The sequence below is a fragment of the Flavobacterium sp. B167r genome (genome assembly GCF_056824315.1).
In genome coordinates, this window is record NZ_CP124859.1 from 4009529 (window position 1) to 4026343 (window position 16815).

8 protein-coding genes, 2 tRNA genes and 3 rRNA genes are annotated in these 16815 nt (G+C 38.4%); 7 read left to right on the forward strand and 6 right to left on the reverse strand.

What is annotated here, in order from left to right:
* Positions 1-6 precede the first annotated feature (6 nt).
* From QLQ96_RS18000 to QLQ96_RS18020, 5 genes are read left to right on the forward strand one after another with little or no spacing between them, the layout of a single operon-like run.
* Positions 7-1347, forward strand: a complete 1341-nt coding sequence (locus QLQ96_RS18000) for a lysine N(6)-hydroxylase/L-ornithine N(5)-oxygenase family protein (RefSeq protein ID WP_482492262.1) — start codon at positions 7-9, stop codon at positions 1345-1347.
* A 4-nt stretch (positions 1348-1351) separates the two neighbouring features.
* Positions 1352-3193, forward strand: coding sequence for an IucA/IucC family protein (locus tag QLQ96_RS18005; protein WP_482492264.1), 1842 nt, complete (start codon positions 1352-1354; stop codon positions 3191-3193).
* On the forward strand, positions 3190-4596 hold the full coding sequence (locus QLQ96_RS18010) for an MATE family efflux transporter (protein WP_482492266.1): 1407 nt from the start codon (positions 3190-3192) through the stop codon (positions 4594-4596). The genes QLQ96_RS18005 and QLQ96_RS18010 overlap by 4 nt, the downstream gene beginning before the upstream one ends.
* Before the next feature lie 36 nt (positions 4597-4632).
* Complete coding sequence (locus QLQ96_RS18015; RefSeq protein WP_091130053.1) at positions 4633-4875, forward strand: acyl carrier protein; 243 nt, start codon at positions 4633-4635, stop codon at positions 4873-4875.
* 14 nt (positions 4876-4889) lie between these two features.
* Entirely contained in the window at positions 4890-6278 is a 1389-nt protein-coding gene (locus tag QLQ96_RS18020; RefSeq protein WP_482492268.1) for an AMP-binding protein, read from the forward strand.
* A gap of 52 nt (positions 6279-6330) precedes the next feature.
* On the opposite strand, the gene QLQ96_RS18025 is transcribed toward QLQ96_RS18020, so the two are convergent.
* Positions 6331-8664, reverse strand: coding sequence for a TonB-dependent siderophore receptor (locus tag QLQ96_RS18025; protein WP_482492269.1), 2334 nt, complete (start codon positions 8662-8664; stop codon positions 6331-6333).
* Positions 8665-8942: 278 nt separating this feature from the next.
* On the opposite strand from QLQ96_RS18025, the gene QLQ96_RS18030 reads away from it, so the two are divergent.
* Positions 8943-10046, forward strand: coding sequence for a PepSY-associated TM helix domain-containing protein (locus QLQ96_RS18030; RefSeq protein WP_482492271.1), 1104 nt, complete (start codon positions 8943-8945; stop codon positions 10044-10046).
* Positions 10047-10750: 704 nt separating this feature from the next.
* Positions 10751-11152 (forward strand): acyl-CoA thioesterase, encoded by a 402-nt coding sequence (locus tag QLQ96_RS18035; protein WP_482492272.1) that lies wholly within the window; start codon positions 10751-10753, stop codon positions 11150-11152.
* A 377-nt stretch (positions 11153-11529) separates the two neighbouring features.
* Here the strand turns inward: QLQ96_RS18035 and rrf are convergent.
* The 5 genes from rrf to QLQ96_RS18060 form a co-directional block, all read right to left on the reverse strand.
* A 5S ribosomal RNA gene (gene rrf, locus QLQ96_RS18040) occupies positions 11530-11639 on the reverse strand.
* A 149-nt stretch (positions 11640-11788) separates the two neighbouring features.
* Positions 11789-14671, reverse strand: a 23S ribosomal RNA gene (locus QLQ96_RS18045).
* A gap of 187 nt (positions 14672-14858) precedes the next feature.
* A tRNA-Ala gene (locus QLQ96_RS18050) sits at positions 14859-14935 on the reverse strand.
* Positions 14936-15021: 86 nt separating this feature from the next.
* Positions 15022-15095, reverse strand: a tRNA-Ile gene (locus tag QLQ96_RS18055).
* 123 nt (positions 15096-15218) lie between these two features.
* Positions 15219-16732: ribosomal RNA gene (locus QLQ96_RS18060) — 16S ribosomal RNA — on the reverse strand.
* The 16S, 23S and 5S rRNA genes sit together here with 2 tRNA genes alongside, the layout of an rRNA operon.
* Between the last annotated feature and the right edge of the window lie 83 nt (positions 16733-16815).

Below are 16815 nucleotides of genomic sequence, written 5' to 3' on the forward strand. Positions count from 1 at the left end.
ACTTCCATGAATACAGAAAAAATATATTCCCTAATAGGAATCGGTATCGGGCCTTTTAATCTTGGTCTTGCAGCTCTAATTGAACCCGTTGAAGAATTATCAGCTTTATTTTTTGACCAGTCAGAAAGCTTTGACTGGCATCCTGGTCTTATGCTTGACAATGCCAATCTGCAAGTTCCGTTTTTAGCCGATTTGGTTACTATGGCAGATCCATCAAACCAATACAGTTTTTTAAATTACATTAAAGAAAGTGGGCGTTTATACCGATTTTACATTCGTGAAAACTTCTTTATTTTCAGAAAAGAATATAATCAATACTGCCAATGGGTCGCTTCAAAATTATCGAATTGCAGGTTTTCTCATAAAGTTGTATCTATTGATTATGTTGATGATCTTTATAAAATCTTAGTTCTTAATACAAAATCAAATACTACTGAAACTTTTTATTCTCATAAAATTGTTTTAGGAACTGGTACTTCACCGCATATTCCAGGATTTATAAATCAAGAAGAGCTGTCTAATGTAATTCATACTTCAAAATATTTGTATTTCAAACCAGAGATTAATGAGAATTCAACCGTAACCATCATTGGATCAGGACAAAGTGCAGCCGAGGTTTTCCGTGATCTTCTTCCAGAAACTCAAAATGGATTGCAGTTAAAATGGTTTACGCGTTCTTCACACTTTTTCCCTTTGGATAATAAATCAAAATTGACTTTGGAATTAACTTCTCCAGAATATGTAGATCATTTTCACAGTCTTTCTCATGAAAAACGTCAACAATTGCTATCTAGACAACATGGTCTTTACAAAGGAATTGATCAGGAATTAATTAATGAAATCTTTGACACTCTTTATGAAATGAGTCTAGAAGGCAAACCTTTAAATGTTGAGCTGCGTTCCAATCTAAAATTGACTTCTGTAAATGAAAAAACGGATGGTTCTTATCATCTAGATTTTACTCATACCGAACTAGAAGAATCGTTTGAAGATCAAACTGATTATCTTATTATGGCGACAGGTTACAAGTACAAAGAACCTGCAATTCTTTCTACTATTGAAAACAAAATTCAACGTTTGGAAAATGGTTTGTTTAATGTGAATCGTAACTATACGATAGATAAAAACGGAACTGATATTTTCGTTCAAAATGCTGAATTGCATACACATGGGCTTTCTACTCCAGATTTAGGAATGGGTGCTTATAGAAATTCATGCATAATTAATCAGTTAGCTGGGCGCGAAATTTATAAAGTTGAAAAACGTATTGCGTTTCAAGAATTTGGTGTAAAGAAAACGGAATCTGAACAGCCGAAAGCTACTATTTTGGAATTGATAAACGAATAATCGAATGAGCATGACACTTTCAGAAAATACATTTAAAGAGACAAAACATTTGAACTCTTCTACATGGAACAAAGTAAATCGAAATCTTCTAGCCAAAAGCATTTCAGAACTGATGCGAGAAGATGTGGCGAAACCAGAAAAAATAGGAACTGAAATAGATGGTTTGACACATTTTAAATTGCAGACAGATAGCGAGAATATTTATTATCGTTTTACTGCTTACCCAAGATTTTTAAACTATTGGCATATTGTAAAAGAAAGCATAGTTAAAGTTGAAAACGAAATAAAGCTAGATCATATTGATGTGCCGAGTTTTTTCATGGAAATGCAGCAGACTTTTCAAATTAACTCTTTTACACTCGCTCATTATGTTGAAGAATTGCTTCATACTTTATATGCTGATGCTTTTATTCATTCTAAACGTCGTTTGTCTGCCGCTAAATTAGCTGATGCCGATTTTCAGACTATTGAACACAGCCTTGACGGACATCCATGGGTAATTGTAAACAAAGGCCGAATAGGTTTTGATACTCAAGATTACGAAAATTACACGCCAGAATCGGGCCAGAAAACAAAACTCATATGGGTCGCTGCTCATAAAAAAAGAGCTATTCTGCGCCTTCAGCCTGAAATGGATGAACAATCGTTTTACGAAAATGAAATTGGTTCTGAAAAAATAAAAGCTTTTAAAGATAAATTGGCGCAGTTACATGTAAATCCTGAAGATTATATTTTTATTCCAGTTCACTTATGGCAATGGCAGAATAAATTGGTAATGCAGTTTGCAAGCGATATTGCGTCTAAAAATCTTATTGCTTTAGAAGAAACGGAGGATATTTACAGTCCACAACAAAGTATTCGTACTTTTTTCAATCAAAGCAGTCCGCGAAAACATTATGTCAAAACTTCGATATCGATTTTAAATACCAGTCATATTAGAGGTTTATGTCCAAAACAATTATTTATTGCGCCACGACTGACTTCTTATTTGAAAGATATTCTAAAAAAAGACGATCATTTGCAGAAAATGGATGTGATTCTTTTGGGCGAAATGGTGACAGCTTCTTACACCCATCCGCATTACAGTAAAATTGAAAATCCTCCTTATCAGTATAATGAATACTTGGGAGTTTTATGGCGTGAAAGTCCAGTTAGTTTTTTAAAACACGGAGAGAATTTAATGACTATGGCTGCGCTTTTATACGTAGACGATCATGGAAAAAGTCTTGTAGAAGAACTGATTGAAAAATCTGGTCTTTCAACAGAAAAATGGCTGAAAGCCTACATGAGAGCTTATCTAAAACCTGTACTTCAGATTTATTATCAGCATTCTTTATGCATTGATCCGCATGGACAAAACGTAATTCTGGTTTTAAAAGATTATGTTCCAACGCGTATTGCTTTGCAAGATTTTGCTGGTGATATTTTAATTAATGAAGAAGGAAAGAAAAAACTTCCTCAGGAATTTATTGAAAATTTATTTAATGCCTCTCCAAATCCTGAAAACGCGCCATTAACCATATTAATAGCTGTTTTTGATGCTTTTTTCAGATATCTGAGCGATGTAATGATTACTTCTGCAGGCTATGATGAAATTTCTTTTTGGAATTGTGTCCACGATATTATTATGGAATATCAGCAGGAACATCCTGAACTGAAGGACATGTTTGACAAGTATAATTTGTTTATTCCTGAGTTTAAACGTCTTATTTTCAACAGTCGACGTTTATACAATGGTTATGAAGAAACAGCTGGTTTTCCTCACATGAAAAAAAGCGGTTTTATTCCAAATCCATTGCATCAGCTTGTCAATCAAGAAGTAATAATAGAAAAAGAAAACGCATGAAAGAAGCTATTTTAAAGACACGCTCTTTCTTCAATCTTTTAAAACGTTCACTTACAGGAAGCGAAAGCAACTTTACGTCGGGCAGCATAAACAAAACCATTTTTCTGCTTTCTGTGCCAATGGTTGCCGAACTTTTAATGGAATCATTATTTGTCTGTTCTAACTTATTTTTTGTCAGCAGACTAGGTACAGATGCCATTTCTATTGCAGGTGCGGCAACTACTTTTATAACCTTTTGTTATTCTGTTTCAATCGGTTTGGGTATTGCGGCTTCGGCTATGATTTCTAGAAGAGTTGGCGAGAAAAAGTTCAAAGCTGCCGGAAATACTGCCATGCAGGTTATCTATTTAACTGTTCCTATTGCTGCGCTTATAAGCTTAGTTTGTTCTATTTGGGCTGCAGAAATAATGCAAGCAATGGGACTTTCGGCTGCAATGATTCAGCAAGGAGCATCGTACAGTGTTTTGATGTTCGCGTCAAGCGGATTTCTAATTCTTCGAATTGTAGTCAACGGAATATTTCGCGGTGCAGGTGATGCATCAACAGCCATGAAAATACTCTGGCTTTCAAACGCAGTAAACATTCTTTTATGTCCCGTTTTCATTTTCGGTTGGGGTCCTATTCCTGGTTATGGTCTTCTAGGTGTCGGTTTGGCAACTTTAATTGCCCGCGTTATCGGAGTACTGCATCAGGCTTGGTATCTCGTTCGAGGAAAAACAATTTTAAGAATTGGAAGAGCGCAACTTTTAGTCAATAAAGAGGTTCTAAAACGAGTTGTAAAACTGGCATTTGGAGGAACTGTCCAATTCATTATTCCTGCTTCAAGTTGGGTTATTATGATAAAAATAATGTCCTATTTTGGAGCCAATGCGCTTGCAGGATACATTTTGGCTCAGAGAGTAACTTCAATTGCTACAATGCCTGCATGGGGATTGGGCAATGCAGCAGGAATTTTGACTGGCCAAAATCTTGGAGCAAAACAGCCTGAAAGAGCTGAAAAATCGGTTTGGAGAGCAGGAATGTTCAATATGGTGTTTCTGATTTCAATCGGAATTTCTTGGATATTTCTTGCTTCGCCTGTTGTCAGAATATTTACTGATAATCCCGAAGTTATTTCTTTCAGCACGAGATACATTCATTTTATTTCTATGGCATATATTCTTTTAGGCTATACAATGGTGATATCACGAGCGCTGAATGCTGCAGGAGAAGTAAAATCGGTAACCTGGCTTTATATCTTAATGTTTTACATCGTACAGATTCCCCTAGCCTATGCTTTGGGCATTTCTTTCAAACTGGGATCTAATGGCGTTTTCTCGGCTATTCTTATCTCAGAAATCGTATTGGCGGCTGCCTGCATAACTGTTTTCCGCAAAGGAGGATGGAAACATACTAAAGTTTAATAACTCAATTATAAATTTAATTTAAAACCATAAAAAATGAATACAATAGAACAATTACACGGTGCATTTGCAAGAGCTTTTGAAATTCCTGTTGAGGAAATAAACGATCAATTAGAATATCAATCTATATCTGAATGGGATTCTATGAGCCATCTCGTTTTAGTTCAAGAACTTGAAAGCACTTATAATATTTCTATCGAAATGGAAGATATTTTGGAGATGGGCAGCGTAGCTAAAATTAGAGACATCTTGAAAAAATACGGATATGAAATTAATTAGAACATCCTTGATATATGGAATTATATAATTTAATTAGGAAAAATGAAAAACTGGTCTTTACAGATTCCGGCACGGGCATTTCAAAATCTATTGAAGAAATGCATCAGTCGTTGGAAATTGAAAACCTACGTTCGGTAGTTTTTATTTACAATGACAATCAGCTTCCTGCTGTAGAAACATTATTAAACTTCTATCAGAGCAGATATACAGTTGCGTTATTAGGCATGGGAATGCTCGAGAATTTCAAAGAAAATCTCGAGCAAAAATACACGCCTTATTATATCTACGATCCTTCTCGCAGCTCAATTGACGGTTACACTTCTGTGAATGCTTCAGAAACGATTGTATTGTTTAAAAGAAATACCAATATCCTTTATCCAATACATGAAAAAATTAAGCTTCTTCTAAGCACTTCAGGAACTACAGGTTCTCCTAAATTTGTGAGACTTTCAGATGAAAATCTTGTTGCAAACGCAAAATCAATTATGGAGTATATGCCTATTGAAAGCGAAGACGTTGTACCTTTAAATGTTCCTATAAATTTTGTTTACGGACTCTCTATTTTTACAACAAATTGCATCAAAGCAAAAGAGATTGTCTGTACAGATAAAGATGCTTTTCAAAAGGAGTTTTGGGAAGATTTTAAAAAATACGGATTTTCAACTTTAGGAGGAGTTCCTTATTTCTATGAAATGCTTTACAGTATTGGATTCTTCAGAAAAGATCATCCTTCGCTAAGATATTTAACTCATACTGGCGGAATGCTGAACCACAAATTGATTGAAGCAATCGCATCTTTCAGTGAAAAATTCAACAAAAAATTCTTTGCGCAATACGGACAAACCGAAGCGTGCGGCCGTATGGCTTATCTGCCGCCAAAAGATCTTTTGAGAAAAGGAACTTCCATTGGAAAACCAGTCAAAAATGGGCAATTTGAAGTTGATCCTGAAACTTCAGAACTAATTTATAGCGGTCCGAATGTATTTGGAGGTTACGCCAACATCAGAGATGATCTTAAATTTTTTGAAAAGCAGGAAAAACTGTATACTGGCGATAAAGCTAGAAAAGATGAAGAAGGATATTACTTTATTGTAGGTCGAATCAAAAGAATTGTAAAACTGTTTGGGGTTCGATTCAATCTTGACGAAACAGAACTTCTTTTAAAAGATGCTTTGGGAGGACAGACAGTGATTTGTCTTGGAATAAATGATAAATATCTGGCTGTTATGTATACGGATGAGAGTTTAACCAAAGAACTGATTCATAAGGTTCTAAAAGCCAAACTTAATCTACATTCCAGTTCTATCAAAACCATACACATTACTGATGTGCCGCTCACAGCAAATGGAAAAGTCAATTATCCGTTATTGAAAAGCACTTTAGAATCTGAAATATTGGTCTAATCGAAAAAGCCCCTCATTACGAGGGGCTTTTGTTTATTTATTTGCTTTAACGTTAAAACTTAAAAGCTAAATTTATTAAAAAGTGAGCTGGTGCTTGTGGTGCTCCCCATGAACTCCAGTACTTTTCATTTGTAATATTATTTAACTTAAGACCAATTCTCCAATTAGACTGCTCATAAAAGACAGTCTGATTAAAAATGGTATATGACGGGATATAGAAAGTATTTGCTGTAGTCAAATAACTTTTATCGACATAATTAGCTCCTGCGCCAATTCCTAAACCTTTGAGCGTGTTTTGGAATTTGTATGAAGCCCAAAAATTTATCACATTAGCCGGAGCATCCTGCGCTTTATTTCCTTCAATTGCTTTATTTGCATCACTAGTTTTTACAATACGATTGTCATTGTAAGCATATCCTGCTGTAATATCAAGTCCCGCAACAGGATTGGCAATAAGTTCAAACTCTACTCCTTTGCTTACCTGTTTCCCATCCTGCTGATAAACAAGATCTGCTTGTCTGATCACTGCATTATCATTGGTAATATTATAATAACTGAAAGTTGTACTTAATTTTTTATTGAAAAGTTCTGCTTTTACACCTGCTTCATACTGATTAGCATACAATGGATCTAAAATTAACTGACTCCCATCCGGCTGGTTAACAGGCGCTAAATTCTGAAATCCGTTCATGTAATTTCCAAATACAGAAATTTGATCTTTTAAAATCTGGTACACAAGTCCCAATTTTGGAGATAATGAATTCTGGCTGTATCCTGGCACCGCACCACTTTCTTTTCTTTCGAAATTATCAAAACGAAGACTTGCCATCGCAAACAAACGGTCAGAAACTCCCAAAACATAAGAACCATATCCACTAAAAGTATATTCGTCACGTCCTGCTCGAATCACTGGTGCAAGCAACACAGCATCAATATCTTTTCTTCTAACTGGCGTAAAGTTAGTTGTCACGTCAATTGTTCTAAACGCAGCAGCTGGTGTTGGCGTTGACGAAAATGTATCGGTATAATATCTGTAGTTAATACCTCCTAAAATTTTATGCTTTAAAATTCCTGTAGAAAATTCACCATTAATATTTTCTTGAATATTAGTATAATTGCTTGAAATAGGTCCAAAAAGTGTAGCTCTAATAGTAGCAGTAGTTGGTGCAGTCCATGTTGGCAAAACTTGGTAGCTGTAATCTACATCTTCATTTACATATGAGAACAAAGTAGTCGATTTCCATCTCTCTGAAATTTGATATTCTCCCTGCACAAATGCTTTTGTTGACGACGTTTTTGCATCAGCATCATCATGAACAAGTGATTTTTTGTAATCTAGCATTATTTGGCTTGGATTAGTTATACCTGAAGCAACGGTAGCAGCCGGATACAACGGTCTTGTATTGTTTACATTAAACAATTCTGCATCGATATTGAAGGTAAGTTTCTCACTTGCTTTGAAAGTGATGCTTGGCGCGAAAGACAAAGTATTATTAAATCCGTAGTCTAAAAAACTCTTTTCTCTGTTTACAGCTGCATTCAATCTGAAAAGAACTTTTTTATCTTTAGTTAAAGGCGTATTAACATCTACAGTAAGCCTGTTAGTACTAAAACTTCCTCCCGTATAAGACACTTCAGTAGCAGTAGTTTCGAAAGGTTTTTTGGTAACCAAATTGACAACACCTCCAAAAGAAGAAGCTGAAGAACCAAATAATGTTCCAGATGGTCCTTTTAAGACTTCAATTCTTTCCACATTTGCAATGCCTACAGAAGATCTTCCTGAAAGAGTCTCCATACCGTTTCTTGAATTTATGCCTACGCTAAATCCTCTAAAAATTACAGCAAATCCTCCTGACGGATAATTTAAAGGCACGACTCCAGGCGCATTTCTTACAGCACCAGCGACATCAATAACAATCTGTTCCTGAATCAGTTCTTTATGTATAACATTATATACTTGCGGGTTTTCAATGTTTTTAAGTGGCATTCTCGCTACGTAAGTAGTTTTCTTAGAGATTAAACTTTTTCTGTTATTAATCACCACTTCTTCTAGTTCCTTATTAGAAACTTTAAGCTGTACATTTATAGTTGCTGTTTTGCCATTCTCTACCATAACTTCTTGCTCAGAAATCTCGTAACCCGTTAAAGATACTTGCAGAGTATAATTATTTTCTCTTATTCTGTTAAATTCAAAATAACCGTCTTCATTTGTAAAAGTACTGTACTTTGAATTTTTAAGAATAACGTTTACTTCCGATGCAGGTTTCCCATCTGAAGTTGTGATTCTTCCGTTAATTTTTCCATGCTGTTGTGCATAAGAAGCTGTTATAAAGAAAAAGCTAAAAATAAATAAGAAATGTAATGCTTTTAAACTAAAATATTTCATCTGATTATAAATTTGGTTAGTATTGTTTTTATTCATTCTAAATAAAAACGACGCAAAAATATAAATTAATATTAGTTTAACAAGCAAATACTTCACTTAATCACAAAACTTATTAAATATCAAAGGAATCAGAATTGAACATCTTTAAGCCTTTTCAAATATTTATTTAGAAATTCTTTAAAAAAAAATCAAAATAATTCCTATTCATTCCAAATAAATATAAATTTGTGCACTTTTTTTAATTAGAAAAACAGGTTTTACTTCACACAATAGTTTAAATGAAAGGACTTAAAAGGAAAATCGGATTATTGCATTTATGGCTTGGAATAGCTTCTGGTCTAATAATTTGTATTGCAGCATTAACTGGAAGTCTCTTGGTTTTTGAAAAAGAAATTGACAGCACCCTTAATCCCGAATATTACAATGTTTCAGAAATTGGAACAGAAAAAAAAAGTTTAGATTACTGTGTTGATGTACTTAAGAAACAATATGAAGTAAAAGAAATAACCCGCATTAGCACATTTAGCAACCCGTCTCGCACCATCCAAATATTTGGAAAAGATTCAAAAAAAAAGATCCATTTGTTTTCTATCAACCCTTACACTGGTAAGGTTCAGGTATCGAATCTTCAGAAAAGCAGATTTTTTGCTATCATTCTAGAAATACATAGACAGCTACTAATGGGAGAAACTGGTGGCATAATCATGGGAACATCATGTTTGATTTTTGTTTTTATGCTAATCTCAGGACTAATATTATGGTGGCCTAAAAAAGTCAAAAACTTAAAACAACGGCTTAAGATAAAATGGGATGCTTCCTTTAAAAGAATTGTTTGGGATCTGCACTCAACAATTGGATTCTACTCCTTTTTTATTTTATTAATTATTTCTTTAACGGGATTATTTTTTGCCTTCACCTGGTTTCAAAACGGTATCCTTTATCTCGCCGACGGAAACAATAAAAGACCATCTGCCAAAATTGAAAACCCAACAAAAGCAGATCATGGTTTAATAAAAACAGATTTTTACCAAAGTATTTATGATCAAACTGATAATCTTTTTCTTTATAAGGGAAACATACAAATCAGAATGCCGGCCGATACAATAAATAGCATTTTAGTATTAAAAGAAAATACTGAAAAGCTTATTCCCTATCAGTCAAGTGCTGCTTATTTTGACAAATATACAGCCGAAAATATTGAAGCAAGATCTTATGCATCTTTTTCAAATGGAGACAAATTAAAACGTCTTATTTACCCGATTCATACTGGAAGTATATACGGTCTGCCTACAAAGATTCTTGCTTTGCTGGTTTCATTGCTTGCAACGACACTTCCTGTTACAGGTTTTCTAATATGGCTTGGAAAAAAGAAAAGAAAATAAATCCGTATTAAGTCAATAAAACACCCAACAACACACTAAAAAAACACTTAATTGTTATATAAATAAAAAGTCTGAGAAATCTCTCAAGAGAATGGAAGCGCCTTTTGAGAGACCCAAAATAATACCTATAATCACTAATATATAATTAACAGTACCTTTATCACATCTCCAGCATTAACTTGAGTTCCTAGAGGAATTATCGCCCATTAGGTAAAGAAACCTTTGGCATAATGACATCTTTATATCAGTCTATTATACTTTAACTCAATTCAAGCGTTATCCATTACAAAATATTCCAAACCTAGACCATAAAAACCATCTTCCACTTTTCCATATAAGAATCAAAATACTCTATCAGAAAAGGTATAACCTACATACAAATTAAGTAAAAATGAATTAGCAGTTTGCGCTGACATTGCCAATGAAAAGAAAAAACGGCAACTAATAAATAATACTTTTTCATAATTTTTAACTTTAATTAGAAATAGCTTCAATCATGTTGAAAATTATAAAATGAAACCTTTTTTATTATATTTACCTATCTACAAGATTTTATGAGAGATTGTATTATTAAAAAACTAATTTCTTACTTATGTAAACAGGATATAATACATTCAGACGATAGAATTGAAAACAGTAATAACTAATTCAAATAAATTTTAGAAGTTCTTTTGGACGAAATAATCTTAAAAACAATATATATAATGGCAAACAAAATTTTCGAATATGAACTCACCATCAAAGAATTTCATCTTGACACATTTGGTCATGTAAATAATGCAACCTATTTACAAATTTACGAAGAAGCCCGGTGGCAGTTCATAACTGAAAACGGCTATGGTTTGGACAAAATTAAAAATACAGGTTTAGGTCCGGTTATCCTTGAAATCAATCTTAGATTTATAAGGGAACTAAAACTAAGACAGAAAGTAGTTATTTACTCGCAAACTGGAGTATATGATGGAAAAATCGGAACAATAAAACAATGGATTACTGACAGCGAAAATAATATTTGTTCTGATATAGAAATGAAAATAGGATTATTCGATACATCCCTACGTAAATTAGTCAAACCGACCGAAGAATGGCTAAAAGCTATAAGATAATACCACAGTTTACTAAATACATTACAGGAAAATCAATTTTTATTTGCACAAAGAATAATTTCAGAAAACAGAATTTAGCAAGCGGGTAGCCTTAGAACTTTCATAATTTTGAAACTGGATCAACCAGAGATAACTTACCAATTTAAGCTAAACATAATAAGTTTTCTGCAAATAACATCTCATGCCGAAGGAGGAATTTAGCAGTCAATAGTTTGTTAAAAACAGTTACTGAATAATTTATTTAAATTCTGAACTGTGCCGAGAGCTGAATATCTTCAGAAAGATTTTCATCGAAAAAAGGGAGAGTGGTTTATAGGTTTTATCCAAAAGTTTTATAAAACAGAAAACCCCATCCGTATCGGATGGGGTTTTCCAAAGAAAGGCGACGACATACTCTCCCACATAACTGCAGTACCATCTGCGCAGGCGGGCTTAACTTCTCTGTTCGGGATGGGAAGAGGTGAGCCCCGCCGCAATAACCACCTTAAGAAGTTATAATTGCTTTGGGCAATCCTTTCAATTAATAATTGCAGTTTGCAGTCAATAATTAAAATAATATTTTAACATACTGGGATAAAGAAAAGTTTTTATCGTTTAGAAAGTTTCCTCCCCCGATCTGCATCGGGGGAAAAGGGTGTGCATAAGCTTACGGATTATTAGTACTACTCGACTATGACATTACTGCCTTTACATCTATAGCCTATCAACGTGGTCATCTTCCACGATCCTTAAAAGAAATCTCATCTTGTGGTGGGTTTCGCGCTTATATGCTTTCAGCGCTTATCCCTTCCCAACGTAGCTACTCTGCGGTGCCCCTGGCGGGACAACAGATACACTAGAGGTTAGTCCAATTCGGTCCTCTCGTACTAGAATCAGATCCACTCAAATTTCTAACGCCCGCAGTAGATAGAGACCGAACTGTCTCACGACGTTCTGAACCCAGCTCGCGTGCCACTTTAATGGGCGAACAGCCCAACCCTTGGGACCTTCTCCAGCCCCAGGATGTGACGAGCCGACATCGAGGTGCCAAACCCCCCCGTCGATATGAGCTCTTGGGGGAGATCAGCCTGTTATCCCCGGCGTACCTTTTATCCTTTGAGCGATGGCCCTTCCATGCGGAACCACCGGATCACTATGCTCTACTTTCGTACCTGATCGACCTGTATGTCTCTCAGTCAAGCTCCCTTATGCCATTGCACTCTACGCACGGTTACCAAGCGTACTGAGGGAACCTTTAGAAGCCTCCGTTACTCTTTTGGAGGCGACCACCCCAGTCAAACTACCCACCAAGCACTGTCCTCTTCATCGAAGAGTTAGGCCTCAGATAAACAAAGGGTTGTATTTCAACAATGACTCCACAACGCCTGGCGACGCCGCTTCATAGTCTCCAACCTATCCTACACATCATTTATCCAAGGTCAATACTAAGCTATAGTAAAGGTGCACAGGGTCTTTTCGTCCCACTGCGGGTAAACGGCATCTTCACCGTTACTACAATTTCACCGAGCTCATGGCTGAGACAGTGTCCAGATCGTTACACCATTCGTGCAGGTCGGAACTTACCCGACAAGGAATTTCGCTACCTTAGGACCGTTATAGTTACGGCCGCCGTTTACTGGGGCTTCAATTCAATGCTTCTCCGAAGATAACATCTCCTCTTAACCTTCCAGCACCGGGCAGGTGTCAGGCCCTATACTTCATCTTGCGATTTTGCAGAGCCCTGTGTTTTTGATAAACAGTCGCCTGGACCTCTTCACTGCGGCCCCCATTGCTGGGGGCGACCTTTCTCCCGAAGTTACAGGTCTATTTTGCCTAATTCCTTAGCCATGAATCTCTCGAGCACCTTAGGATTCTCTCCTCAACTACCTGTGTCGGTTTACGGTACTGGTGCCAATTGCCTGAAGTTTAGAGGTTTTTCTTGGAAGCCCTTAGGCGCACTATCTCTTTGTCCGAAGACTCCGAGTACTATCGTATTTCCCCAAAAGATGTGGATTTGCCTGCATCTCTTATAGGTAGGTACTTCAACGAACTATTCCGTCAGTTCGCGGCGCTTTCATCACTCCGTCACCCCATCACAGCAATTGGCAGTACGGGAATATTAACCCGTTGGCCATCGACTGTCCCTTTCGGGTTCGCCTTAGGACCAGACTAACCCACAGCTGATTAGCATAGCTGTGGAAACCTTAGTTTTTCGGTGTGCGGGTTTCTCGCCCGCATTATCGTTACTTATGCCTACATTTTCTTTTCTGACCGGTCCAGCATGCCTTACGGCACACCTTCAGCCCTGTCAGAATGCTCCCCTACCACTTTGCATTACTGCAAAATCCATAGCTTCGGTAATATGCTTATGCCCGATTATTATCCATGCTCGTCCGCTCGACTAGTGAGCTGTTACGCACTCTTTAAATGAATGGCTGCTTCCAAGCCAACATCCTAGCTGTCTGGGCAGACAAACCTCGTTCTTTCAACTTAGCATATATTTGGGGACCTTAGCTGATGGTCTGGGTTCTTTCCCTCTCGGACTTGGACCTTAGCACCCAAGCCCTCACTGCTGTAAAACATTATATAGCATTCGGAGTTTGTCAGGAATTGGTAGGCGGTGAAGCCCCCGCATCCAATCAGTAGCTCTACCTCTATATAACTATTATCAGCGCTGCACCTAAATGCATTTCGGGGAGTACGAGCTATTTCCGAGTTTGATTGGCCTTTCACCCCTACCCACAGGTCATCCGAAGACTTTTCAACGTCAACCGGTTCGGACCTCCACACTGTGTTACCAGCGCTTCATCCTGCCCATGGGTAGATCACACGGTTTCGCGTCTAACACTACTGACTAAAGCGCCCTATTCAGACTCGCTTTCGCTGCGGATCCGTGGCTTAACCACTTATCCTTGCCAGCAGCGTTAACTCGTAGGCTCATTATGCAAAAGGCACGCCGTCACCCCACGAAAGGGCTCCGACCGCTTGTAAGCGCATGGTTTCAGGATCTATTTCACTCCGTTATTCACGGTTCTTTTCACCTTTCCCTCACGGTACTGGTTCACTATCGGTCTCTCAGGAGTATTTAGCCTTAGCGGATGGTCCCGCCAAATTCAGACAGGGTTTCACGTGCCCCGCCCTACTCAGGATACCGCTATCCATTACGCTTGTTGCCCATACGGGGCTATCACCCTCTATGGCGTCACTTTCCAGCAACTTCCGGTTCCTTGCGCATGAAATGTCGCGGTCCTACAACCCCAGCACTGCCGTAACAGCACTGGTTTGGGCTAATCCGCGTTCGCTCGCCACTACTTACGGAATCACTTTTGTTTTCTTCTCCTCCGCCTACTTAGATGTTTCAGTTCAGCGGGTTTGCCCACCTATCGGTGTGCTATGTCTTCAACATAGCGGGTTGCCCCATTCAGGTATCTGCGGATCAGTCGGTGTGTGCCCGTCCCCGCAGCTTTTCGCAGCTTATCACGCCTTTCATCGCCTCTGAGAGCCTAGGCATTCCCCATGCGCCCTTATTTTGCTTATTGCACCAGTCTTGTAAATTAAAACAAGACCGTTTTTTTTTGTTTTTTGCAATAAATTGCAAAAAACGCTTTCTACTTTCTTATTATTTTCTTATCCCAATATGTCAATGAACTTTATTTCGCTTTAGGCTTTAAGCAATACGCTTTAAGCTTTCTCAGCTTACGGCATACAGCTTACAGCTTATAGCCCTTGGTGGAGAATAACGGAGTCGAACCGTTGACCTCCTGCGTGCAAGGCAGGCGCTCTAGCCAGCTGAGCTAATCCCCCATTTTTAAATGATGAGTTATGAATTATGAGTTATGAATGCTCATAAACGCTCAACTTCTAAAATTTCCTTTTTTTAAGTCAAATAGTAGTCCCGGGCAGACTCGAACTGCCGACCCCTACATTATCAGTGTAGTACTCTAACCAGCTGAGCTACGAGACTCTGTTTTTCTTAATTTTTCATTTTTTTTAAATTAACAGCAAGAGCAATACAATTTTAAAGATCCAAAAACCCTATCGGGCATCTTATTTCCCAAGCGTGCTTGCGCTAACACTCGGGCTCTAGAAAGGAGGTGTTCCAGCCGCACCTTCCGGTACGGCTACCTTGTTACGACTTAGCCCTAGTTACCAGTTTTACCCTAGGCAGCTCCTTGCGGTCACCGACTTCAGGCACCCCCAGCTTCCATGGCTTGACGGGCGGTGTGTACAAGGCCCGGGAACGTATTCACCGGATCATGGCTGATATCCGATTACTAGCGATTCCAGCTTCACGGAGTCGAGTTGCAGACTCCGATCCGAACTGTGACCGGCTTTGTAGATTCGCTCCTGGTCGCCCAGTGGCTGCTCTCTGTACCGGCCATTGTAGCACGTGTGTAGCCCAAGGCGTAAGGGCCGTGATGATTTGACGTCATCCCCACCTTCCTCACAGTTTGCACTGGCAGTCTTGTTAGAGTTCCCGACTTGACTCGCTGGCAACTAACAACAGGGGTTGCGCTCGTTATAGGACTTAACCTGACACCTCACGGCACGAGCTGACGACAACCATGCAGCACCTTGTAAATTGTCTTGCGAAAGGTCTGTTTCCAAACCGGTCAATCTACATTTAAGCCTTGGTAAGGTTCCTCGCGTATCATCGAATTAAACCACATGCTCCACCGCTTGTGCGGGCCCCCGTCAATTCCTTTGAGTTTCATTCTTGCGAACGTACTCCCCAGGTGGGATACTTATCACTTTCGCTTAGCCACTGAACTTGCGCCCAACAGCTAGTATCCATCGTTTACGGCGTGGACTACCAGGGTATCTAATCCTGTTCGCTACCCACGCTTTCGTCCATCAGCGTCAATCAATTGGTAGTAACCTGCCTTCGCAATTGGTATTCCATGTAATCTCTAAGCATTTCACCGCTACACTACATATTCTAGTTACTTCCCAATAATTCAAGTCCTGCAGTATCAATGGCCGTTCCACCGTTGAGCGATGGGCTTTCACCACTGACTTACAAGACCGCCTACGGACCCTTTAAACCCAATGATTCCGGATAACGCTTGGATCCTCCGTATTACCGCGGCTGCTGGCACGGAGTTAGCCGATCCTTATTCTCACAGTACCGTCAAGCTTGCTCACGAGCAAGTGTTTCTTCCTGTGCAAAAGCAGTTTACAATCCATAGGACCGTCATCCTGCACGCGGCATGGCTGGTTCAGGCTTGCGCCCATTGACCAATATTCCTCACTGCTGCCTCCCGTAGGAGTCTGGTCCGTGTCTCAGTACCAGTGTGGGGGATCTCCCTCTCAGGACCCCTACCCATCGTAGCCTTGGTAAGCCGTTACCTTACCAACTAGCTAATGGGACGCATGCTCATCTTTCACCGTTGTGACTTTAATTATAAAATGATGCCATCCTATAATGCTATGAGGTATTAATCCAAATTTCTCTGGGCTATCCCTCTGTGAAAGGCAGATTGCATACGCGTTACGCACCCGTGCGCCGGTCTCTACATCCGAAGACATATACCCCTCGACTTGCATGTGTTAAGCCTGCCGCTAGCGTTCATCCTGAGCCAGGATCAAACTCTTCATCGTATATTTTAATATTATATCTCGATGCCTTATTCAGGTTCTTTTAAAATCTTCCGATTCTACTGCTCTTATTTCTTTTGTTCCGA

What these genes read in the sequence shown, in the direction of transcription:
- QLQ96_RS18010 (WP_482492266.1), top strand. Translation starts at nt 3,190, where the DNA reads ATGAAAGAAGCTATTTTAAAGACACGCTCTTTCTTCAATCTTTTAAAA.
- QLQ96_RS18000 (WP_482492262.1), top strand. Translation starts at nt 7, where the DNA reads ATGAATACAGAAAAAATATATTCCCTAATAGGAATCGGTATCGGGCCT.
- QLQ96_RS18035 (WP_482492272.1), top strand. Translation starts at nt 10,751, where the DNA reads ATGGCAAACAAAATTTTCGAATATGAACTCACCATCAAAGAATTTCAT.
- QLQ96_RS18025 (WP_482492269.1), bottom strand. Translation starts at nt 8,664, where the DNA reads ATGAAATATTTTAGTTTAAAAGCATTACATTTCTTATTTATTTTTAGC.
- QLQ96_RS18005 (WP_482492264.1), top strand. Translation starts at nt 1,352, where the DNA reads ATGAGCATGACACTTTCAGAAAATACATTTAAAGAGACAAAACATTTG.
- QLQ96_RS18030 (WP_482492271.1), top strand. Translation starts at nt 8,943, where the DNA reads ATGAAAGGACTTAAAAGGAAAATCGGATTATTGCATTTATGGCTTGGA.
- QLQ96_RS18020 (WP_482492268.1), top strand. Translation starts at nt 4,890, where the DNA reads ATGGAATTATATAATTTAATTAGGAAAAATGAAAAACTGGTCTTTACA.
- QLQ96_RS18015 (WP_091130053.1), top strand. Translation starts at nt 4,633, where the DNA reads ATGAATACAATAGAACAATTACACGGTGCATTTGCAAGAGCTTTTGAA.